Here is a 22,309-nt window from a genome sequence, read left to right as displayed (position 1 = left end):
AAAAACTCCGCGGCCCACAGCGGGGCCGCGGAGTCGTAGATTACTTGTCCCAGGTTTCGGGGTCAGTGAGGACGGCGGTGTGGGCGTTGGCGGCCTCCAGCACCTGATAATAGGCCCAATGGCGGGAGGACACGTCAGGGAACGTCACCAGACGGCGGTAGTTGTCCGCAATATAGTCCTCGTCGGCCTCACGCCCCAGCAGGCGGTTGACGATGGTGACGACTTCCGCCCGGTCGATGGGATCGTCGGCCCGGAAGGTGCCATCGCCGTAGCCCTCCACCCAGCCGTGGATGGCGGCGTCCTTGATATACTCAGCAGCCCAATAGCCATCGTTTACATCGTCAAAGCCCTGGTACTGCTCCATGATGGCCTCGTCGCCGTCGCCAAACACATCAAAAAATCTGGCGGCCATAGCGGTGAACTCGGCGCGGGTAATGGCCTTATCGCCCCGGTAGGTGCGGTCATTGTAGCCCACGGCCACGCCATAGCCGGTCAGGTACTCCACATAGCCCGCATACCAGGAATCCGGGTCCACATCCGTAAACTTCACATTGGCCCCGCTGGGGATGCGCTCATCCAACTTGTCAGAGAGCAGGCGGGCAAAGATGGCCGCCGCCTCGCTCCGGCTCATGCTGCGCTCCGGGCCGAAGGTGCCGTCTGTGTAGCCGACAATATAGGCCCCGTGATATTCGGTTTCGGTGACGGCGGGAACCGTGAGTTTCCCGTCCTCGTCTGTTTCGCCGGTTTCCCGCTGGCCGAGGTCGCCCTTGACGATGACGGTCACGTCCTCCTGCGGGTCGCGCTCATTGTCTGTGACCGTGACGGTGATGCGGTTGTCCTCGTCCATATCGGTGCCGTCCGGCAGGGTGACGGTAATATTGCCGCCCTTACCGATGGACACCTCTGCGTCCTCGATGGGGCGTCCGGTTTCGTAGTCCTCTACAGTGACGGTCAGTGTCCAGCGGTCGCCGTCCTCGTCCTCCCAGCCAACGGTGGTATTGCCGTCCTCATTGGTCTTGCCGCTGGTGCCGGGAACAGTGACCTGCCCATTGCTGTCAGTGTTACCGGCACAGTAGTTATCGTGCTTGTCAGTCATAGTAACGGACATACCCTCCACGGCGCTCTTATCCTTGGTGAGCAGGACAGTCACGGTAGTCTGGTCGGCATAGTCCAGCAGGCGGGAATTGGGGAGACGGATGGACAGGGTATCGTCCGCATGGAGAGTGACAATAGCATTGGAAACGGGGTCTTTAGTGTCGGTATCCGTGACAATTACCAGATAGCCGCCCACAACGGCCTCGCCCTTACTGTCCGTAGTGGCCTGATTGTAGATCTTCTCAATGGTTTCTTCCTCTAACTTCTCACCGCAGGCCTCGCACTCCTTATGCTTGCTGCCCTCGCTGTCGGTGGTAGGCTCCTTGTCGATGATCCAGTCGCCGGGCTTATGGCCTGCGGCCTCGGTGTAGTCGCCCTTGTAGGCGTCGCCGCAGCGGGTGCAGGTATAGGTGGTGTAGCCCATCTCGGTGCAGGTCGGCTCGGTCACTTCCTCGGCATAATCATGCCCCAAAGCGTTCTCAATGACGGCGCCGCAGCGGATGCAGAGTTGAGGATCGGTGCAGGTGGCCGGATCGCCGGGGATATGACCCGCGGCCTCGTCACCCTCCAGCCGGGTGGCTCCACAGCGGATGCAGGTGTACTCGGTCATGCCCTCGCCGGTGCAGGTGGCCCCGGTGATCTCCTTGCCCTCATCCCAACTATGCCCCAGCGGGTCGGTGTAGTCGGTGATGAACGAACTGCCGCAGCCCTCGCAGATATGGAGGGTGCGCCCGCCGCCCTCACAGGTGGCCGGGGTGGTCTTGCTTACATAGTTGTGAGGCAGCGCGGCGGTGATGTCCTCGATGTGGCGCTCCCCACAGACGGTACACTCCCGCAGGGTGTAGCCGGGGCTGGTGCAGGTGGCCGGAATGACGGTGGTGGAGAACTCATGCTCGGTCTGGGGCAGGTCGGTTTCTTTCACATTGCCGCACCGCTCACAAATATCAATGGTCTTGCCGGGGACTTCACAGGTGGCGTCCCGGATGACCACACTCTGATAGGCGTGGCCCAGTTGGGCCTCATAGTCCCGCTTTTCAATCATGCCGCAGTCCACGCACAGATAGCGGTCATAGCCGAGGGTCAGGCAGGTGGGGTCTACGCTGTCCAGCAGCGTCCAGTTGTGGTTCTCGCCGCAGCCCTTGTCGGAGCAGCAGTCGCCACCGCAGTCCGGGTCCTGACAGCCGCAGTCGGGATTGCCGCAGCCGCAGGTGCAGGAACCGTCCTCGGTGGTGGTTTCATCCCTGAGATGGACATACGCCACGCTATTCTCCACCATGTCCGTGTCGTGGTAGGTGTAGGTAATCTTGTAGTAAACCGGGTAGTCCCCGGCCTTGCTGTAATTGGGGGCGCTGGTCAGAGTGCAGGCATCCGCGCTGTAGCCGTAGCGGATGGCGGTGGTGACGCCGACCTCGCTCAAGTCGGATACTGTGACTGTGTGGGGCTGGCCGTCTACCACGCCGAAGTAATCCGCAATGACAGCCTTGGCGGCGGTGTAGGCAGTTTCGGAATAGCCGCAGTCGGCGCAGGTATCCATCTTCACAAAGCGATCATGGGCCAGCTCGGGCCGGATGCTGCTCTCCATGTGGTGCCGTTCCAGCGTGGAATTTTCCTCTTTGAATGTGCCGTAGCAGAACCCACAGTATTCGCCACTCTCGGTAATAACACGGTGGTACTCGCTGTCTACCTGCTCAATGGTCTGTGTTTCCGGCAGTTCCTCAAAGAAATTGTTGGCGCAATCGTACAGCCAGTAGACGTTGCGGAGATACCCGTAATCGTCAGAGGGGGATGCGCCCATGTTGGTGTTGATCCCACCGCAGGTCTGACAGATGGCTTTGGTCCAGTGATAGCCGGTGTAGTAGGCGTCCTGCCCCGGCACACCGTCCAGAACAGAGCCTTTTCCCTCGCCGTCTACCATTGTTCCATCGGAATACTTGACGTTGCGGGTCAGGGCAGTCTGGCCGTCCCGAGTGTACTCAGGCGTCCTGAGCACCTCAAAGGATGTGGCCTTGCCGCACTCGCCGCAGGTGAAGGTTTCAATCGTCACCACAGCATTTGCATCCAGCTCGTTGGTGCGGTTGTTGGCCTCCTGCCAGTGTTCCGCCGGGTCGTGGTAACTGTCCTGCTGAGCGGCAAAGGCGCTGGGCATCATGCCGATGCACAGCACCACGGCCAGCAGCAGGGCCGTCATGCGCTTCAGGCCGTGCCTGCTTGTCTTGCTTTTCAAGTGGTCTTTCCTCCTTTTTTGTGTAGAATTGCTGGTTTATATCTCTTTGCTTGTGTTTACTTGGTCACCGCCCCCTTTCCCGGAACTGCTGCACAAAGGTCAGATAGGCGTTCCAGTCCTTCCGGGAGGGAGGGGACAGCGTCTGCACGGCATATCCCTCCGCTGAGTATTTCCGTCCTATGCGCTCCGCGGCCTCCATGCCGGGGCGGTCGTGATCCAGACACAGGACGACCTTCCGCACCGCAGGGTGCTCCCGGAGAAACACCGACAGGGCACGGTCATCCAGGCAGCACAGGGCCAGCGCATTGCTGTGAAATCCCCGGTGCAGGGTGCAGTAACTCATGAGGTCGATGGGGGCCTCGAACACATACACGGTCCTGCTGTCCGGGTCATACGGCAGACGGAAACCGATGGATTTGTCGCTGCCGGCGGCGTCGCCCTTGAAGCCGCTGCCGTCCCGGTCGTAGGTGCCCCGCAGACTGGCGAAGGCCGCCTTGCCGTCCCCACCGTAGCCGACGAACACGCAGTTGTGATGCTCGGCATCCTCATACAGCAGACCAGCGTTGATAAAGCCCCGGATTACTTGGGGCGCAATGCTCCGCTTTTTCAGGTAGGCGTACACCCGGCGGGCATCGGTGTGCCTCGGCGGCAATGCAAACGGTTTCGGCGGTTCCGGCGCCTGCTCAGTTTGCCTGTTCCGCTCCGCGGGGGCATCTCTGGCGCGGCCGTGGAATGCCAGCAGATCCTCCACCGCCTGGGGGAAACTCCTGCCGCAAAAATGCTGCAGAAAGGTGATGGCGTCCCCGCCCACTCTCTCGGAGTAGCGGTACCAGGTGCGGCGGTTCTTGATCCGCAGGCTGTCCATCTCCTTGGTGGAGTGGTAACGGCCCACCCGCGTCACGGTGTAGCCGAGAGACGTCAGCAGGTCCGGCAGGTCCGTTTCGCGGGCGATCTCCAGCTCCTGTTCTGTGAAACGATTGGATCTCGGTTCCGACGTTTTCTCACCTCCAGTCCTCTCTTGTGAAACAGATCGCCCGGGGCGTCCCTGTCGGGCGCTCCGGGCGGTTCTGGTGTCCTGATTTACTTGGTCGTTCTCTTTCCGGGCGGCCGCTCCACATACTCGGAAACGTCGCAGTCGCAGCTGATGAGCTGCCCTCCGCACACGGGGCACCGCTCCACGTCACATCCCACATGGTGGTAATGGCCCGGCTTGGCGCCGCAGTCGTGGCAGCGGGCGTCGTCATACGCCATGCCGTCCGCGCCGTACTTGATGCGGCGGTAGTACCGGCTGCCGCATTTCACATGGGTCCAGGTGCAGCCGTCCGCTTTCAGCATCCGCTGGCCGCAGGCTTTGCAGGGCGCGCCGCCGGCGGCGATGTAGGCAGCGAGTTCACTCTGCGGCATCCCCGTCGCCTCCTTCCGTGGATCCATCGTCCTCAGACTCCATTTCGGTTTCTGCCCCCTGGTCCTCCACGGGGGCAGTGATATCGTCAGGGGCGTCGGAGGCGCCGTCCGCCGCCTCCTGCTCCGCCTGCCGCAAGGCGTCCTCGATCAGCCCCAGGACGAACTCCCGCTGGGTTACCTTCCGTCCCTGGCGCTCACTCTCGCGGGCCAGATAGTCCTTGATCCTCTGGAACAGGTCCTCGCTGATTTGAAATGCCATTGTTCTCGTCTGTGCCATGTCGTTTTTTCCTCCGTTTTCATAGTAGTTGGTGAGCAGTTCCGTGATGTACTCGCTGAGGGATTGGTTTACCGCGACGCGCTCCGCCGTCACCCTGGCATGCAGGGATTCCGGGATCTGGCAGGAGAGACCCTTTGTCTGTTCCATGTCTGACTGCCTCCTTTTCTTGATTTGCAACGCAAGTATAGCCTGAAAGCATCACGAAAGCCATTACCAACACCACCAAGGAATGGCGAACAGACGCAGCAACTGCAACAATTTCATCCCGCGTTGGGGAGATGGAAATAACCGGCGTCCTTATGGTCACGGTAGAACTGTTCCACGGCCCGCAGGCACCCCGTCACCGGCATCTCCGGCAGGGCCTCCACCATGCTCTGGAAATATCTCCGGCCGCGGGCGGCGCGGGGATCCAGCATGGCGACGGCACAGGTGTCCGTTTCCGTGCGGATGGCCCGGCCAAAGCCCTGCCGCAGTTTGATCTGCATTTCCGGGACAACGACGGAGCGCAGGAACTCCCGCAGGTTCGGGTAGTCCTCCCGCTCTTTTTCTTTTACAGCGTCCGGGTAGGCGAAGGGCAGGCGCGGGATGATGAGCAGGGACACGCCGTCGCCGGCGAAGTCCAGCCCCTCCCACGCCGCACCGGTGGCCAGCAGGATACTGCCGGGAGCGGCGCGAAATGCCGCCAGGGTGCGGGCCGGGCGTCTGCCCATCGTAAATACGGGGAAGGGCAGCGCCGCGGCCTGCAGCCGTTCCTTGACCGCCGACATGGCGAGGTAGGAAGTGAACAGCACCAGGGCGTGGCCGTGGGATGCCGCCGCCAGCTGCCGGATCTGTGCGGCCAGCCGGTCGTAGTAGTCCGCCGCATCCAGCGGGATCGGGTCCGTGGGAAGATAGAGGAGGCAGTTGTGCTGATAGTCAAAGGGTGACGGACACACAGTTTCCGTCACGGGCCGTTCCTCTGTCAGGCCGGCGGCGGTGCGGAACCGGCTGAAATCCTTCCCAACGGCAAGGGTGCCGGAGGTCAGGATGATGGGCTGTTCCTGCCGCCAGAGCGTGGCCTGGAGCTGCGCGGCCAGTTCCGACACCGTGCCGCACAGCATGGACCCGCCGTGGTCGTCGTCTGCCGCGTAGAAGATCATCTCGGGATTCCCCAGGTAAAAGAGGGATACTGTGGAGGCGACGGCGGACAGCAGGCGCCAGGTTTCCCTGGTCAGCAGGCCCTCCAGCTGCCGGCAGATCACCGTCAGGACCTGATGCGGCCGCTCCAGGAACATCTGGTAGGCGTCAAATCCGGCCCCTTCCTCCACCGGGAGCGACAGTTTCTCCGCCAGCGGCTCCACGGCCTCGGACAGCAGTTCCGCCGCGAGGACATACCGCTCCACATGCAGGCTGCAGATCAGCTCCGCGAAGTCCTGGGCGGTCAACGTCACGCCGAACATCTGCCGTGCGGTTTCCGGCAGCTTGTGGGCCTCGTCTATGATGATGGCCGCGCTGTCCGGCAGGAGGGGCTTTTTCTTTTGGCTGCGGTGGATGAGGTCCGCCAGCAGGAGGTTGTGGTTGCAGATCTGAACCGTGTACTGCCCGCTCTGGCAGGCGTCCAGAAAACAGCGGTATCGGCAGTCCTTCCGCCGGCAATTACACCGCTTGGGAACGCAGATCCGCTCCCGGTCATAACTGCTCATCCCGGACAGCTGGTCCAGATCCAGCACATGCCAGGCGGTGTGCAGGGCTTGGCGGGCGGCGGGATTCTTATGGCTGCCCTCCACCTGACGGACCCGCCGTTCCAGCCGGGCGTCGCAGGCGTAGTGAGCCTTGCCCTTGCGGATGACCGCCTCAATGGGCGCGGAGATCAGCCCCTCGGACAGCAGCACGCCGGACAGCAGGGGCAGGTACTCCTTCTGGATGGCGCTCTGCAGCGCGATGCTGGAGGTGGAGATCAGGATAGGACGCTGCGGTTTACCCTCTGCCGCCCGGCACTTGCCATGCAGGATGCCGGCGATCAGGTAGGCGAAGGTCTTGCCGATGCCGGTCCCCGCGTCGCACAGGGCGATGCTGCCGTCCAGCATGGCGTCCAGGATGCTGTGGCACAGCCGGATCTGTTCCGGCCGCTCCGCCATGCCCCTCTGAGGCAATAGGGTTTTAAAAATATAGTCGATTTCCTCATGGGCCTTTTCATGGGTATATTTCTTCATGGATACTTCCGTCCTTTTATCTTTTTTCGTGTTCCCATCGTATTCGCACGCGCTCCCCGATGGGTTCGGGAACAATGCGGGCAGGCCCCTGGCCGGGGCCTCACGGGCATATTTCCGGGATCTCTACTGCTTTCAATCCCGGAGCAGCGCCGCCTGTCTTACGCGCAGGCCGTGCTTGGTGTGTCATTGTATGAGCCGTCCCATCTCTTGCCCGGCCTGCCGGGGCCGGCCACAGGCTGAATCGCTCGCCGGCCGCTGGGGCCGGGTCCTGGCGCGCGCTGTGGGGTGGGTACGGCTGCGTGTTACCCGCATTGCTGGTATGCACTTTTCAAGGAGCAGCGAAGGGGGAGGTATTTCCCCCTTCCGCTGTCCTCCCGAAAAAGGGGCTGGGTGAATACCCTCACGCCGCAAATTTTTCAAAATATTTTTTCATGTCCCGCAGGATCCGGTCCCTGCGCTTGATAACGGCCCGCTGGGTCACGCCGATTCGCCGGGCGTATTCTCTGGTGGAGAGGTGGTCGTAGAACAGCGCGGTGATGAGCTGCCTGTCCCGGTCCTCCAAGGCGATAAGCGCCGCCAGCAGCAGGCTGGTCAGTTCTTCCCGCTCCCGTTCCGACTCCCGTGCAAGGACGCAGTCCTCGGCGCTGGGCGCCGTTTCCGCGCCCACATAGTCCGGCAAAACGCCGTCCTCTGCCATCTGTTCCATGGAGAGGACCTTGCCAGTGGGCAGATCCTCGCTGAGATACCGCTCCCGCCGGTCCATCTGGGCATACGCCGCGAATACGTCCTCTGTGACCGCTACATCCCTACCATCCACGGTGATGATGTTGGCGATGACAGTTCCATTCTCGTCCCTGATTTTTCTGTAGTTGCGATTTTCCTGCCATTTTTCCATAGTCGTGATCTCCAATCTCAGATTTTTTAGGGGAAACTTCTGAGTTGGGGATCATGGGTACTTTGCTATGTAGGGCTGCCAGGCGTTCCGCATTTCGTGCCTTTCCGCTGTTCTGCCGCGGAAAAGCGCAAAAAAAGAGCCTTACAGCACAGCAGAACTGCTGCCTGTAAGGCTCCGAACACGGTGGATCCCGCTGCTGATGCGGGCGGTTGGTGCGCTTGACGAGGTCGATACTCTATATTTTATTTGCTTTTAGGAATGTCCTGCCTTTTCAAAGGAGATGCCGATCTGCAGCCCACACTTTGGACATTTGGAGAACAACTCCGCTTTGTCCGCATGCTCCGGGCCATAGAGGCGCAGGCGCCCCGGATACACGTCGGCTGCGGCATCAATGACGCGCCCTTTACCGCACACAGGGCAGCGCACCGCATGGGTTCTTTTCACTTGTTGCATGGCGTCCCTCCTTCTAAAGTGTTCTCAATTTTGAGAACACTACAGTAAAAAATTTTACAGCAGATGGTGGTTGGTGAGCCGGATCCGCATGGCTTGGCGGGATACCTGAAACACCTCCGACATGGCCTGCACAATGGCCTGATTATCCCGGCCGGACCGCATTTGGTAGAAACACCGCTTGACCATTGGCATGGGCATGAGCAGGGCGGACCCGAGCATATTCGCCTGGATCTCCATACTGGTTTCCTTGACGGCAGGCTGCAGCGCCGCGCTCTCCCCGGTGCCCACATACAGCCCCTTGTGCAGGATCCAGTGGGACAGTTCGTGGGCCTCGGTAAACCGCAGGCGGCCGGTGCTGGTTTCTTCTTCACACAGCGAGGCGTCTATGAGGATCGTGCCGGCTTTCACCGGGAACAGGGTATACTCGCCCAGTTCCATGTCGTACACGGCCTCCAGGCCGGTGTCAAACACGGTTTTCCCCAGAATCCGGCCATTTTTGCGGAGGTACTGGAACTCCAGCGTCAGTCCGTGGCGCTCGATAATGTCCTCGATGGGGATGGCGCGGGGCTGACCGCGGTAGAGGTGCGTATCGTAGGCATCCAGCACACGCCGGGCGATGCTCTCCATCGTCTGCTCGGTATAATACTTCCGCATGCGCTTGCCTCCCTTTTCACTCGTCCCGCTTTCCCCGCTGGGTGATGCGGTCTATAAACTCCTGCCATTCCTCGTCTGTGGCGTCCACTTCCTTGGCCGTCCGCAGGGCGGCCCGGACGATATCCCGTTCCATGATGTACTCCGGCAGGTCCGCGGAGACTCGCTGCGTCTTAGATTTGGCGGCCAGATCCAGCAGCAGTTCCGTGTCCGCCTGGCATAGTCCCAAAATCTCGATAAGGCGGTCCAGTTTTTCTTTCGTGGGCGCCGGCCTACGGTCATTCTCCATGTTGCTCATATAGACCGGGGACACCTCCAGCTGTGCCGCGAGACCACGCAGGGACAGTCCGCGGGCCATCCGCTTTTCCCGCACATAACTGCCGAATGTCTGCTCCATTATGGCGTGCCTCCTATTCTGTGTTCTCTTTTTCGAGAACGGCTACGCTTAGTATACACGCCTCCATCTCATGCCGCAAGAGGCCAAACGCGAGGTGCTCCTTTTATGGAACACCTCGCGCCTTTTCTTAATATGGGTATTCACTTGCCCTGTTTTTCGGGAGGTGGATGAAGGGGATTTTTCTTTTCGGGCATAAACGTAAGGCGGGACCGGGTTTGGCAACGCTGCCGGACCCGATATGCCGTTTCCTGGCCCCTCACATTTTGTAGAGGAGGGACGCAATGCCCAAAGTCATTCCTATGCCCGGCTGGGCGGAAAAAGTTGTGGCCGAGCGCGACCAGCTGAGTCACGGACGGCTGATTCATGTGGTTTCCGTGTTCCCCGCGGACGGCGCCTGTTCACCGGAGGAGAAACTGAAAACACTCATTGACATGGACCTCAAAAATTCCCACACAGTTTCGGAAAGGGGTGGACAAACCGCCCCGGCAGAGGTAACATCACACAAACTCTGGACGGTTTGACTGGAGAGAAGGAGGATTGCATGAGTCAGTCAAACCAAATGAAAATCACCGCCCTGTACTGCCGTCTGAGTCAGGATGACGGTCTGGACGGGGAGTCCAACAGCATCCAAAACCAAAAAAGAATATTAGAGCAGTACGCCCGGGACCACCGCTTTCCCAACATCCAATTCTATGTGGATGACGGATACTCCGGGGCCAGTTTCAACCGGCCGGATTTCCAGCGCATGATGTCCGACATGGAGGACGGGAAAATCGGGATCATCATCACCAAGGATCTCAGCCGTCTGGGGCGAAACCAGTTGCACACAGGGCTGTACATCGAGGAGCGGTTCCCGCAGTTCGGCGTCCGCTACATCGCCATCAACGACAATGTGGACACGGAAAACGCCGAGAGCAACGACCTGATGCCCTTCAAAAACCTGTTCAACGAGTGGTTCGTGCGGGACACCAGCCGGAAGATCCGGGCGGTACAGCGGGCCAAGGCTCAGCGCGGGGAGCGCCTGGGGACACGGGCACCCTACGGCTACAAAAAGGATGAGAATGCCAAGGGCAAACTCGTTGTTGATGAGGAGGCCGCCGCTGTGGTGCGTCGCATTTTTGCCCTCTGCGCTGCCGGCCGCGGCCCGAGTCAGATTGCTAAACAGTTGAGAGCCGAAAACGTGCTTTGTCCGGCGGTCTACACCTACCGCAAGTTGGGATCCGGCCATACCTGCCTCGATCTGTCCCAGCCCTATAACTGGTCCGACAGCACCATCGCCAACATCCTGGAGAATGAAACCTACCTTGGGAACACGGTCAACATGAAGTTCACCACAAAATCCTATAAGGACAAGCGGTATGTGCAGCATCCCAGGGAGGAGTGTCTGGTGTTTGAGGGGACCCATCCGGCGCTGATCACGCGGGAGGTTTGGGATATCGTCCAGCGGGTCCGGCAAAACCGGAAGCGCCCCACAAAGATGGAGGAACTCAACAAGTATTCCGGCCTCGTCATCTGTGCCGACTGCGGTTCCACAATGGTCCTGCATAGGGCGCGCACCATGAAACCAACGCAAAACAATTTCACCTGCCGAACCTATAAGAAAGCAGGGTCTGAGGTCTGCACGGCCCACTACATTCGGGAGTGTGTCCTCGACGAGATTGTGCTGGAGGACATCCGCAGGGTGACGGCGATGGCGCGGGAGCATACGCAGGAGTTCGCCGCCTATATCTGTGACCGGCAGTCCGCTGAACTGCGGCGGGAGATCCGCAGGCAGGAGTTGGAACTTTCAGGGATGAAAAAGCGCGAGGCGGAATTGGAGGCCATCTTCAAGCGACTGTATGAGGACAGCGTACTGGGCCGCATCACCACGGAGCAGTTCCAGACCCTCTCCGCCAGTTATGTGGCGGAGCAGGAGCAGTTGAAAACTGCCATCCCGCAAAAGGAGCGGGAGGTCGCCAAACTGAAGGCCACGGTGTCCGGCGCAGACAACTTCATTGCCAGGGCCAAACGCTACACAGACATTCAGAAGCTGACACCGGAGTTGCTGCGGCTGTTTATTGAGAAAATCGTGGTGCATGAGAAGGATGTGAAGTGGTCCAAACACGCCAGCCAAACGGTGGAAATCCATTACACGGATATTGGCGTGATTGGGAATATGAACATCACGAAAAGTGCGTAAAGGAACAGGCAGGTGCTGCCAATGCAACACCTGCCTATCCTTAAAATTTGTAGTTGTCCCTGTCAGGCCGGACCTAAGGCGGCCCCGGGTGTCCTTACATCTTGGGGAACAGGTCCTGTTCGAGCGCTACTTCGAGCGGCAGACCCGAGAACCCGACCGCCGCAAGGCCGTCAATGAACCGGGTGACCGCTGCCATGAGCAGCGAGATGTTGTCGGCAAAGAAAGTGATGATCTGCTCGAGTTCGAGCGAACCGTCGATCAGGGTGTTATGCTTTAAATAGAGCTGTCCGGCGTCGGCAAACAGGCCGAGATGCCCGAGCGCACAAAAATCATTGCAGTAGTCGCACGCAGCGCGCAGCTGCTTGGCGTAGGTTTCGGGCGCATTCTGGAACAGGGTCACAAAGAACTGCAAAAGCCCGGTATCCTCGCTCGGCAGGCCGATCGGGATGAAGCAGCACTCGACCGTAACATCCTTGGCGACCTTGCCCTGGCGTTGTGCTTCGCACCGCAACAGAAGCGGCGCACCTTCCTGCTGCATGACCTCGGCACGGAACCCGTTCTGGTTCAGGACATCGGCCATGCAGGAAAAAATCTGCTGTTGTTTTTCCAGTTTCATGGTGTTCCCCTTTACTTGACTCCGATGTCGGTGCGGTAATGCGCCCCATCGAAGTGGATTTTCTTCACGTCTGCATACGCCTTGCGGATGGCTTCGTCGAGCGTGGGCGCGGTTGCGGTCACGCCGAGTACACGGCCGCCCGCGGTAAGCATCTTACCGTCCTGCACCTTGGTACCCGCGTGGAAGACGAACGAATCGGTCACGTCCGAAAGGCCGGTGATCTCTTTGCCCTTTTCGTAGGCCTTGGGATAGCCGCCCGACGCCATACACACGCAGCAAGCCGCGTTATCCGCCCACTGGATGTCCATTTCGTCCAGCTTTTCATCGATGACGGCGTTAAAGATGTCAAACAGGTCGCTGTCCAGACGGCTCAAAACCGCCTGGGTTTCCGGGTCGCCGAAGCGGGCGTTGTATTCGATGACCTTGGGGCCCTTGGGGGTCAGCATCAGGCCGAAATACAGTACGCCCTTGAACGGACGGCCTTCCTTGGCCATGGCTTCGACCGTGGGCTTGAAAATGGTTTCCATGCAGGTCTTTGCGATGTCATCGGTGTAGAAGCGCGAGGGCGAGAACGCACCCATGCCGCCAGTGTTCGGGCCTTCGTCGTGGTCGTAGGCACGCTTGTGGTCCTGCGCGGAGGGCATGGTCTTGAGGTGCTTGCCGTCCACAAACGCCAGCACCGACACTTCGGGGCCGGTGAGGTATTCTTCGATGACCACGCGGGCGCCCGCGCCGCCGAATGCGCCGCCGTCGATGGCGTCCTTGACGGCTGCAATCGCGTCGTCTTCGGTCATCGCGACCGTGACACCCTTGCCGAGTGCCAGGCCGTCGGCCTTGACGACAATCGGCGCGCCCTGCTCTTTGATGTAGGCGATGGCGTCGGCCGAGTTTTCAAACACGGCATAGCCCGCGGTCGGGATGTTGTACTTGTGCATCAAATCCTTGGCAAAGGACTTGGAGCCTTCGATGATGGCCGCATTCTTCTTGGGGCCAAAGGCACGCAGGCCGGCTTCCTCCATAGCGTCTACCATGCCGAGGGCGAGCGGGTCGTCGGGCGCAACCATCACGAGGTCGGGCTGCACTTCCTTGGCAAAGGCGACCATTTTTTCGATGTCGGTGGCCTTAATGTCCACACATTCGGCTACGTCTGCGATGCCGCCGTTGCCGGGAGCGCACCAGATTTTATCGACTTTGGGGCTCTTGGCGAGCGTCACGCAGATGGCGTGTTCGCGGCCGCCGCCGCCCACAACCAAAACTTTCATGGGGTAACCTCCTTGATTTTCCGTCGTTTGATGAGTAGGAACACAGCCAGCAGCGCGCCGCCCAGCGCATGGAACGCCAGCGCCATCGCTTGCGCGATGAGATAAATGGGCATCTGCAAGCCGCCAAAAATGCTGAGTCCCAGCAGTGTGCTCGAAAGCATGAGCGCCGTGTACAGCAAGGTCGCGCACAGGGCCGCGCGGCCCAGGCGGTTGCCGTCCGCGCACATGCGGCCAAAGGCCTGCCATACAGCATAGACCAGCAGGGTTTCGAGCACGGGTAACGCAAAACAGACCAGCGCTGCCGCTACGGTACTGGACAGTACAAGGCAGACCAGCGCGCACAGGCTGGCAAAAAGCTGCACCCGGTCAAAGCCCGGCCGCAGCGGCCGCATCCGGATGGCATACAGGGCCAGCAGCAGAAAGCCGAGCACCCCGGCCAGCCAGTGGACCGGATGCAGGATGGTGAGGATGCTGCCGAGCGCCATGCAGCGGGCAGCCGTAGCCACCTGGCCGCGCTGCTCAGCATCCATATCGTCGATGTGCATATCCTTCTCCTGATAAATCCATAGGGGACGACGGGAGTCGCCCCCTATTTTGATGCTTAGTGATGGAACAGCCGGATGCCGGTGAAGCTCATCACGATGCCATACTTGTTGCAGGTGGCAATGACATGGTCATCGCGGATGGAGCCGCCCGGCTGGGCGATATACTGTACACCCGACTTGCGCGCGCGCTCGACGTTGTCGCCAAACGGGAAGAAGGCATCCGAGCCGACGGTCACGCCGGTGTTCTGCGCGATCCAGGCCTTCTTTTCTTCCGGAGTGAGCACTTCGGGCTTGACCTTGAAGGTGTTCTGCCAAACGCCGTCGGCCAGAACGTCCTCATACTCGTCCGAAATGTAGATGTCGATGGCGTTGTCGCGGTCCGGACGGCGGATGCCGTCCACAAATTGCAGGCCGAGGACCTTGGGATGCTGCCGCAGGAACCAGTTATCGGCCTTGCTGCCCGCGAGTCGGGTGCAGTGGATGCGGCTCTGCTGGCCCGCGCCCACGCCGATGGTCTGGCCGTTCTTGACGTAGCAAACCGAGTTGGACTGGGTGTACTTGAGGGTAATCAGCGACACGATCATATCAAGTGCCGCCGCGTCGGGCAGGTCCTTGTTATCGGTGACGATGTTGTCCAGCATCGCGCGGTCGATCTTCAGATTGTTGTGACCCTGCTCGAAGGTCACGCCAAATACGTCGCGCTGCTCGATGGCCTTGGGCTCATACGCCGGGTCAATCTTCACGACATTGTAGCCGCCCTTGCGCTTGCGCTTTAAGATTTCGAGCGCTTCGTCGGTGTAACCGGGCGCGATGATGCCGTCCGATACCTCGACGAGCAGCAGGTTGGCCACATCGGCGTCGCAGGTGTCCGACAGAGCGACCCAGTCGCCGTACGAGCACAGGCGGTCAGCGCCGCGCGCACGCGCATAGGCGCAGGCGATGGGGCTGAGTTCGTGGTCCGCGTCTACGAAATACATAGCCTTGTCGGTGTCGGTCAGCGGATAGCCGAGCGCGGCGCCCGCCGGAGATACGTGCTTAAACGAAGCCGCGGCCGGATACCCGGTCGCTTCTTTCAGTTCGCGCACGAGCTGCCAGGAGTTGAAAGCATCCAGGAAGTTGATATAACCCGGCTTGCCGTTTAATACCTCGATGGGCAGCTCGCCCTCGGTCATAAAGATGCGGGACGGCTTCTGGTTGGGGTTGCAGCCGTATTTGAGTGCGAGTTCATTCATAAAAAATCCCCTTTCTGCCATGGGTGCAGCCGGATGGCCCGGTCTGCGGATCATTTCGTTTGGATAAATACGCCGCGCTCTGCGCTCCAGTCCACATGGAATCCAAGAGCATTGCCCAGGTCACGCAGCTTGTAGTAGGTGTAGTCGCCGCCGGCGTCGTCGGTCAGTACGATCGCGTCCAGCGCGGTCGGGGTACCGTTGACCTTGGTCATCGACTGCGGCACAGTGTAAGTCCGGTTGCCGGAGAAGGGCGTGCGCATTTCGTCCCCCGTCGCCTGATAAGCCTTCCCGCTGATGAGGTTGACTGCGCCGTCCCAGCTTACATCGAACTTGGCCGGGGTGCTGTTTAGCACAGAGGCCAGGTCACGCACCTTGATATAGTTGGTGTCGTTGCCGTTTGCATCGCGCAGGGCATACATCTGGAAGGAAACATATTTCCCGTCGATCTCGACGTTTTGCGTGGATGCATAGGCCAGTTGGGTAGGCGCGGGGATGTCCGTCAGCGGGACAAAGGCAATGCCGGCCGCTTTGGCCTTTTGTTCCGCCCGGCTGCCTGCCTTGGCGCAAATGGTGACCGGACCGTTGGCACCCCAAAATTGCAATGCCGTGACGAAATTTGTATCCTCACTGACATCCCCATAGAAAGTGACGCGTTTGAGATTAGGACACCCCGTAAAGACATAGGTCGGTTTAATATTGGCGCAAGCGAATGTCACTTCAGTCAGGTTATCGCAGTAGCTGAAAACCTGGTATTCAAAGTCGGTCACGCTGCTCGGGATGGTCATTGACCGCAGACTGTCACAATCCGAAAATGCATTGTGTTCAATGGTGGTCACGCTGCTCGGGATGGTCATCGACCGCAGACTATCACAGTTCAAAAATGCCTTCTGTTCAATAGTGGTCACGCTGCTCGGAATACTGACAGACACAAGGTTGGTGCACTCTGCAAATGCCCAAGGGCCGATAATGGTCACCCCATTCGGGATTGTGACCGATGTCAGGCTGTCGCAATTATAAAACGCACTATTCCCAATCAAGGTCACGCTGCTCGGGATGCTGGCAAACTCCAGATTGACACAGTCTGCAAAGGTGTTCATATTGATGCAGGTCACGCCGTTCGGAATAACCGCCGATTTCAGATTGGTACACTCCCGAAATGCGTTATCTCCGATGGTGGTCACACTGTCCGGGATATCCACCGAGAGCAGGTTCTCGCAGGCCCCAAAAGCATTGTCCCCAATGGAGGTCACACCGTCTGGAATGGTCACTGAGGTCAGGCTGTCACAAGCATAAAATACGCTTTCCCCGATTCGGGTCACGCCGCTTGGAATCGCAACAGCGCCGCCATTCCCCTTGTACTCAGTCAGTACGCCGTTTTCAATCACAAAGTCGCTGTTTGCAGCAGATGCCGTTACCGATACAGCACCCACGCAGAGCAGCAAAGTTAAAATACAGCCAAAAATCTTGCGTAGCATCCTTTTCTCCTCCTCATACATGGTTCGCATATCCCCCTGCGAACCTGTATCTTACTTTTGGTGCTTGTTGTAGATGATGGTTTCGGTTTCGCCGGTGGCCAGGTCGATCGAGCGGACAAACAGCGAAACCTTATTTTGTTCGTTCAGGTTTTCCCACAGACGGGCGGCAAATTCGGGCATGGGATATTCCATGCGGATGCACTTGGGTTCGCCGCGGAAGGGCGGGACCGGGTCGCCGTCGCACATGTAGGTGTGGATGAAGTGGCCCAGACTGGCAACCGGATCGTATTCATAGAAGAAACGCTTGTTGGCCGTGCGGTCGGAGGTGAAGTTTTTGAGGATGGACAGGCTGTACGAGCCGTCCTCGTTGACTACGCCCGAAATGCGGGAGGTGTAGTTGGGCGCATCGGGCTCAAACTGACGGGTGCGCAGCGCGTCGATGTAGCTCTTGCCCTCGAGCAGATAGTCGCGGATGGTGTCGGTCTGATCGCCGTTGGTGACAATGGTCTTGCCGCCTACGACGCGCACCGGGTGATAGATGATGAGCGACGGGTCGGTCATCTTGGACGGGTCGAACGCTTCGGTGCGGATGCCGTCCTCGGTTTCGACAAACACGCGGTTGCGGCTGTTTTCCGACCGGCCCATGATGAAATAGGCGATGATGTTCTTCTTGTTGTCCGGGGTGCGGCCAAAGATGATGCCGCGGCCCGGATACGCATTGCTCTGGAGCTCTTCTTCGATCTGGTATACAAAATTGCTGAACATGGGTGGTTCCCCCTTCTGTTTAAGAAATATGGACCTTGCCGTCGGCAATGGTCAAGCGGCCTTCGCAGTAAAGCGATACGGCGCGCGGCAGTATTTTCCACTCGGCTTCGCGCATGACGCGCTGCTGGAGTGTTTCGGGTGTGTCGTCCGGCTCGACCTCCACCGCTTTTTGCAGGATGATCGCGCCGCCGTCCACCACTTCGGAGACAAAATGTACGGTTGCGCCCGTGACCTTGACGCCTTTTGCGAGCGCGGCCTCGTGCACATGCAGGCCATAAAACCCTTCGCCGCAGAACGACGGAATGAGCGACGGGTGAACATTCATCACCTTGCCGGCCCAGGTTTTACAGAACGAGTCGGGCAGCACGGTCATAAATCCGGCCAGCACGACCAGTTCAGCCCCCACCTGACGCAGCAGGGTGTCAAGCGCCGCGCCATAGCTTTCGGCGTCCGCGTATTCCTTCCGGCGCAGCACATAGGACGGGATGAAAGCCTGGTTGGCTCGTTCGAGCGCATAGGCGTTCGGATTGGACGAGATGACGGCGCACAGTTCGCCGTTTCGGATGTCCCCCCGGGCCTCGGCGTCGATGAGCGCCTGGAGATTGGTCCCGCCGCCGGAAACCAAAACTGCAATCTTCACAGAGTTTACCTACCTTTTTTCATCACTTGAGCGTGATGCCCTTGTCGCCAGCGACCGTCCGGCCGATGATGTAGCCGGTTTCGCCTGCGTCCTTCAGGGCAGCGAGCGCCTTGTCGGCATCGTCTGCCGCCACGGCAACCACCAGGCCGACGCCCATGTTGAATGTATTGTACATATCCCGTTCCGGAATCTTGCCGGTCTTGGCGATTACATCGAACACCGGCGGCACGGGAGCCGCCGCCTTTTCGATCTCGGCGTGGATGCCGTCGCCCAGCATACGCGGGATGTTTTCATAGAAGCCGCCGCCCGTGATGTGGCTGATGGCCTTGACGTCTGCGGCTGCGATCAGGCGCTGGATGGCTTTGACGTAGATCTTGGTCGGGGTGAGCAGCTCTTCGCCCAGCGTCTTGCCGAATTCGTCCATGTACCGGCCGACCGACTTTTCGTTGATGCCCAGCGTCTTGCGCACGAGCGAATAGCCGTTGGAGTGTACGCCCGAGGAGGCCACACCGATGAGCACATCGCCCGGCACCAGACGGCTGCCGTCGATCATCTTGGGCTTGTCGACCATACCGACCGAGAAACCGGCCACGTCGTATTCGTCCTCCGGGTAGAAGCCCGGCATTTCGGCGGTCTCGCCGCCGACCAGCGCGCAGCCAGCCTGGCGGCAGCCTTCGGCAATGCCGGACACGATGTCCGCGATGCGGGTGGGGATGTTCTTGCCGACTGCGATATAGTCGAGGAAGAACAGCGGCTGGGCGCCGCAGCAGGCGATGTCGTTGACACACATGGCGACCGCATCGATGCCGATGGTGTCATGCTTGTTCATCAGGAAGGCCAGCTTGAGCTTGGTGCCCACGCCGTCGGTGCCCGATACGAGCACCGGTTCGCTCATGCCCGACAGGTTGGGCTGGAACAGGCCGCCAAAACCACCCAGGCTGCCGATGACGCCCGGGATGAAGGTGCTCTCCACCATGGGCTTGATGAGTTTTACGGATTCATAGCCCGCGACGACGTCTACGCCCGCGGCCTTGTAGCTTTCAGAACGGCTCTCACTCATAATTCAATCTCTCTTTCAAACATATTTTTATCCACTTGGTCGGGAACTTCCATGGGGTATTCGCCGGTAAAGCAGGCGTCGCAGAAACCGAGCTTGCAATCGAGCGCAATCCGGCGGGTGGCTTCGATGGACAGGAAGCCCAAGCTGTCCACGCCGATGATCTGCCGCATCTCTTCGACCGTGCGCTCATGGGCGAGCAGCTGGGTTCGTTCGGGGATGTCGGTGCCGAAGAAGCAGGGATGACGGAAGGGCGGGGCCGAGATGCGCATGTGTACTTCCTTGGCGCCCGCGTCGCGCACCAGCTGCACCAGCCGGGCGCTGGTCGTGCCGCGCACGATCGAGTCATCGACCATGATGACCCGCTTGCCGTTGACCGCTTCGCGCAGGGCGTTGAGCTTTAAGCGCACCGACCGTTCGCGCTTGGACTGGCCGGGCTGGATGAAAGTGCGCGCGATGTAGCGGTTTTTGATGAGACCCACACCATAGGGGATGCCCGAGCACTTGGCGTAGCCGATGGCGGCCGGGATGCCCGAATCGGGCACGCCGATGACGACATCAGCGCCGACCGGATGCTCGATGGATAGATACTTGCCGGCCTCCTGGCGGGCACGCTCGACGCTTGCGCCGTCGATGACCGAGTCCGGGCGGGCAAAGTAGATATATTCAAACACACAGGCAGCGGTCTTGCACTGGGTCTTGCAGTGCAGCGAACGCATTTCGCCGTTTTCCACCACGACCACTTCGCCCGGTTCGACGTCGCGGACAAATTCCGCGCCCAGCGCGTCCAGCGCGCACGATTCGGAAGCAAACAGAATCGCGCCTTCCCGGGTTTTGCCGATGCACAGCGGCCGCATACCGCGCGGGTCACGCGCGGCGATCAGCTTGCGCGGGGACATGATGCACAGCGAATACGCGCCCTGAATGACGTCCATGGTATTCAGGACTGCCTGCTCGATCGACCTGCACTGGAGTCGTTCGCGGACAATGGTGTAAACCAGCACTTCGGTGTCCGAGGACGAGCGGAAAATGCCGCCCGTGCTTTCAATTTCGCGGCGCAGCGGACCGGCGTTGACCAGATTGCCGTTGTGCGCGACCGCCAGATTGCCCTTGATGTGGGTGATGGACAGCGGCTGGGCATTTTCGCGGTGGGCGTCGCCGGTGGTCGAGTAGCGCACATGGCCAATGGCCATCTGGCCGGGCATGGAGTCCAGGATCTCCTGGGTGAATACCTGGCTGACCAGGCCAACATCCTTATGGCACTTGATGACGCCACGGTTGTTGACTGCAATACCGGCGGCTTCCTGGCCGCGGTGCTGCAAGGCAAACAGGGCGGTATAGGCTTCGTGCGCCGGGCTGAGATCGACGCCTTCGGGCACATAGATGCCGAACACGCCGCATTCTTCATGCACAGTGTCGCCGTCAAACGGAGTGTGGGATGCTTTTTTCATCGTATATTTCATGGATTACCTCGAGTTTCGATGCGCGGGCCGCCCACCAGGAGCGGCGCAGGGGATGGGGTTATTCTTTGCCATTCCAGCAGTAGGTGCAGACCTTGTCGCGGTCCAGGCCGATGGCCTCCAAAAGGCCGTCGAGCGACTGATAACCGAGCGAACTAAAGCCAAAGTCCTGACAAATCCGGCGCAGCATGCACTGGCCGCGCTCGGTGTCCGCGTCGGCGTATTCATCCAGGTGTTTTTGGCCTTCTTCGCCTTCCAGGGCCTGGATGGTGCGGCGCGAGAGCAGTTCCATTTCGGAATTGCTCGAGGAGAAGTTGAGATATTTACAGCCGTACATGATCTGTGGGCAGGCCGAGCGCATATGCACCTCGGCAGCGCCCGATTCGTAGAGGAATTCGACCGTTTCGCGCAGCTGCGTGCCGCGCACGATCGAGTCATCTACAAACAGGAGCTTTTTGCCTTCGATCAGCTCCGGCACCGGGATCTGTTTCATTTTGGCGACCTGGTTGCGGATCTTCTGGTTTTCCGGCATGAACGAACGCGGCCAGGTCGGGGTGTATTTGATAAACGGACGGGCGAACGGGGTATGGGATTCGTTGGCATACCCGATGGCGTGCGGCACGCCCGAATCGGGCACACCAGCGACATAGTCAATGTCCTGTGCCAGACCGCGGGCCTTATCGTTGCGGGCCAGGATGGCGCCGTTTTCGTAGCGCATGACCTCCACGTTGCGGCCTTCATAGTTGGAATTGGGATAGCCGTAGTAGGTCCACAGGAAGGAGCAGATCTTCATTTCCTTGCCGGCCGGGGACAGCGTCTTGCAGCCGTCGGCCGTCAGGTGGACGATTTCGCGCGGACCGAGTTCATAGGCGTCCTCATAACCGAGTTTATGATAGGCGAACGATTCGAACGAAACGCAGTAGCCGTCCTCACTTTTGCCGACCAGGACTGGCAGGCGGCCGACCCGGTCGCGTGCGGCGATGATGCCGTCCGGGGTTAAAATCAGGATGGTCGCCGAGCCGTCGATCTGTTCCTGGGCGTGCAGGATGCCGGATACCAAATCGTTTTTCTGGTTGATGAGCGCCGCGATGAGTTCGATCTGGTTGACCTTGCCCGAGCTCATGGCCATGAACTGGTGGCCATGGTCGGAAAAATACTGGCTGACCAGTTCTTCGGCGTTGTTGATGGCGCCGACCGCTGTGATGGCATACAGACCCAGATGCGAACGCACCAGAAGCGGCTGGGGGTCGGTGTCGCTGATGCAGCCGATGCCGCTGCATCCGTGGAAATCCCGTAAGTCTTTTTCGAATTTGGTGCGGAACGGGGTGTTTTCGATGTTGTGGATCTGGCGCTGGAATCCGGTTTTGGCGTCATGGATGATCATGCCGCCGCGCTTGGTGCCCAGATGGGAATGATAGTCTACGCCAAAGAAAATGTCGAGTACGCAGTCCCGCTTGGAAACTGCGCCAAAAAATCCTCCCATTCGATAA

General features: G+C 59.7%; 21 protein-coding genes. 2 read left to right on the top strand and 19 right to left on the bottom strand.

What is annotated here, in order from left to right; genetic code table 11:
- Window positions 1–40: 40 nt before the first annotated feature.
- From EFB11_RS07810 to EFB11_RS07770, 9 genes are all read right to left on the bottom strand, one after another.
- Window positions 41–3,319: an S-layer homology domain-containing protein gene (locus tag EFB11_RS07810; protein WP_243115180.1), complete on the bottom strand. Its 3,279-nt coding sequence runs from the start codon at window positions 3,317–3,319 to the stop codon at window positions 41–43.
- Between the two features lie 64 nt (window positions 3,320–3,383).
- Window positions 3,384–4,211: a DUF3991 and toprim domain-containing protein gene (locus tag EFB11_RS07805; RefSeq protein ID WP_243115179.1), complete on the bottom strand. Its 828-nt coding sequence runs from the start codon at window positions 4,209–4,211 to the stop codon at window positions 3,384–3,386.
- Between the two features lie 188 nt (window positions 4,212–4,399).
- Complete coding sequence (locus EFB11_RS07800; RefSeq protein ID WP_122789646.1) at window positions 4,400–4,723, bottom strand: hypothetical protein; 324 nt, start codon at window positions 4,721–4,723, stop codon at window positions 4,400–4,402.
- Window positions 4,710–5,147, bottom strand: a complete 438-nt coding sequence (locus EFB11_RS07795; RefSeq protein ID WP_206424152.1) for a translation initiation factor 2 — start codon at window positions 5,145–5,147, stop codon at window positions 4,710–4,712. The genes EFB11_RS07800 and EFB11_RS07795 overlap by 14 nt, the downstream gene beginning before the upstream one ends.
- Before the next feature lie 113 nt (window positions 5,148–5,260).
- Window positions 5,261–7,192 (bottom strand): ATP-dependent DNA helicase, encoded by a 1,932-nt coding sequence (locus tag EFB11_RS07790; protein ID WP_122789645.1) that lies wholly within the window; start codon window positions 7,190–7,192, stop codon window positions 5,261–5,263.
- A gap of 400 nt (window positions 7,193–7,592) precedes the next feature.
- On the bottom strand, window positions 7,593–8,087 hold the full coding sequence (locus EFB11_RS07785) for a sigma-70 family RNA polymerase sigma factor (RefSeq protein WP_122789644.1): 495 nt from the start codon (window positions 8,085–8,087) through the stop codon (window positions 7,593–7,595).
- Between the two features lie 252 nt (window positions 8,088–8,339).
- Window positions 8,340–8,540 (bottom strand): hypothetical protein, encoded by a 201-nt coding sequence (locus tag EFB11_RS07780; RefSeq protein WP_122789643.1) that lies wholly within the window; start codon window positions 8,538–8,540, stop codon window positions 8,340–8,342.
- A 54-nt stretch (window positions 8,541–8,594) separates the two neighbouring features.
- Window positions 8,595–9,194: an ImmA/IrrE family metallo-endopeptidase gene (locus EFB11_RS07775; protein ID WP_122789642.1), complete on the bottom strand. Its 600-nt coding sequence runs from the start codon at window positions 9,192–9,194 to the stop codon at window positions 8,595–8,597.
- Between the two features lie 16 nt (window positions 9,195–9,210).
- On the bottom strand, window positions 9,211–9,588 hold the full coding sequence (locus EFB11_RS07770; RefSeq protein WP_122789641.1) for a helix-turn-helix domain-containing protein: 378 nt from the start codon (window positions 9,586–9,588) through the stop codon (window positions 9,211–9,213).
- A 281-nt stretch (window positions 9,589–9,869) separates the two neighbouring features.
- Between EFB11_RS07770 and EFB11_RS07765 the strand changes: the two genes are divergently transcribed.
- Together EFB11_RS07765 and EFB11_RS07760 are read left to right on the top strand one after the other, a co-directional pair.
- Window positions 9,870–10,109, top strand: a complete 240-nt coding sequence (locus EFB11_RS07765) for a hypothetical protein (protein WP_122789640.1) — start codon at window positions 9,870–9,872, stop codon at window positions 10,107–10,109.
- Window positions 10,110–10,129: 20 nt separating this feature from the next.
- Window positions 10,130–11,767, top strand: coding sequence for a recombinase family protein (locus EFB11_RS07760; protein ID WP_122789639.1), 1,638 nt, complete (start codon window positions 10,130–10,132; stop codon window positions 11,765–11,767).
- A gap of 94 nt (window positions 11,768–11,861) precedes the next feature.
- Here the strand turns inward: EFB11_RS07760 and EFB11_RS07755 are convergent, their stop codons facing one another.
- Genes EFB11_RS07755 through EFB11_RS07710 form a run of 10 tightly spaced genes read right to left on the bottom strand, consistent with a single transcriptional unit; the run spans window position 11,862 to window position 22,302 of the window.
- Window positions 11,862–12,383, bottom strand: coding sequence for a hypothetical protein (locus EFB11_RS07755; RefSeq protein ID WP_122789638.1), 522 nt, complete (start codon window positions 12,381–12,383; stop codon window positions 11,862–11,864).
- A gap of 11 nt (window positions 12,384–12,394) precedes the next feature.
- Window positions 12,395–13,645: a phosphoribosylamine--glycine ligase gene (gene purD / locus EFB11_RS07750; protein ID WP_122789637.1), complete on the bottom strand. Its 1,251-nt coding sequence runs from the start codon at window positions 13,643–13,645 to the stop codon at window positions 12,395–12,397.
- Window positions 13,642–14,190, bottom strand: coding sequence for a hypothetical protein (locus EFB11_RS07745; protein ID WP_122789636.1), 549 nt, complete (start codon window positions 14,188–14,190; stop codon window positions 13,642–13,644). Before EFB11_RS07745 ends, purD begins: the two co-directional genes overlap by 4 nt.
- A 56-nt stretch (window positions 14,191–14,246) precedes the next feature.
- Complete coding sequence (locus tag EFB11_RS07740) at window positions 14,247–15,422, bottom strand: phosphoribosylaminoimidazolecarboxamide formyltransferase (protein WP_122789635.1); 1,176 nt, start codon at window positions 15,420–15,422, stop codon at window positions 14,247–14,249.
- Between the two features lie 50 nt (window positions 15,423–15,472).
- Complete coding sequence (locus EFB11_RS07735) at window positions 15,473–16,897, bottom strand: leucine-rich repeat protein (RefSeq protein WP_164706656.1); 1,425 nt, start codon at window positions 16,895–16,897, stop codon at window positions 15,473–15,475.
- A gap of 51 nt (window positions 16,898–16,948) precedes the next feature.
- Window positions 16,949–17,662, bottom strand: a complete 714-nt coding sequence (locus EFB11_RS07730) for an IMP cyclohydrolase (RefSeq protein WP_122789633.1) — start codon at window positions 17,660–17,662, stop codon at window positions 16,949–16,951.
- Between the two features lie 19 nt (window positions 17,663–17,681).
- On the bottom strand, window positions 17,682–18,302 hold the full coding sequence (purN, locus tag EFB11_RS07725) for a phosphoribosylglycinamide formyltransferase (RefSeq protein WP_122789632.1): 621 nt from the start codon (window positions 18,300–18,302) through the stop codon (window positions 17,682–17,684).
- Between the two features lie 22 nt (window positions 18,303–18,324).
- A complete protein-coding gene (purM, locus tag EFB11_RS07720; protein ID WP_122789631.1) occupies window positions 18,325–19,362 on the bottom strand; it encodes a phosphoribosylformylglycinamidine cyclo-ligase in 1,038 nt (345 codons plus the stop codon).
- Entirely contained in the window at window positions 19,359–20,822 is a 1,464-nt protein-coding gene (gene purF / locus EFB11_RS07715; protein ID WP_122789630.1) for an amidophosphoribosyltransferase, read from the bottom strand. Before purF ends, purM begins: the two co-directional genes overlap by 4 nt.
- Before the next feature lie 58 nt (window positions 20,823–20,880).
- The gene (locus tag EFB11_RS07710; RefSeq protein ID WP_122789629.1) at window positions 20,881–22,302 is read right to left on the bottom strand and encodes an amidophosphoribosyltransferase; all 1,422 of its coding nucleotides are present in this window, start codon (window positions 22,300–22,302) and stop codon (window positions 20,881–20,883) included.
- Between the last annotated feature and the right edge of the window lie 7 nt (window positions 22,303–22,309).

It is taken from the genome of Intestinibacillus sp. Marseille-P6563 (assembly GCF_900604335.1).
GTDB lineage: Bacteria > Bacillota > Clostridia > Oscillospirales > Butyricicoccaceae > Butyricicoccus_B.
Note: the sequence above shows the minus strand (reverse complement) of the source record. Positions and strands in the feature narration are given on the sequence as shown.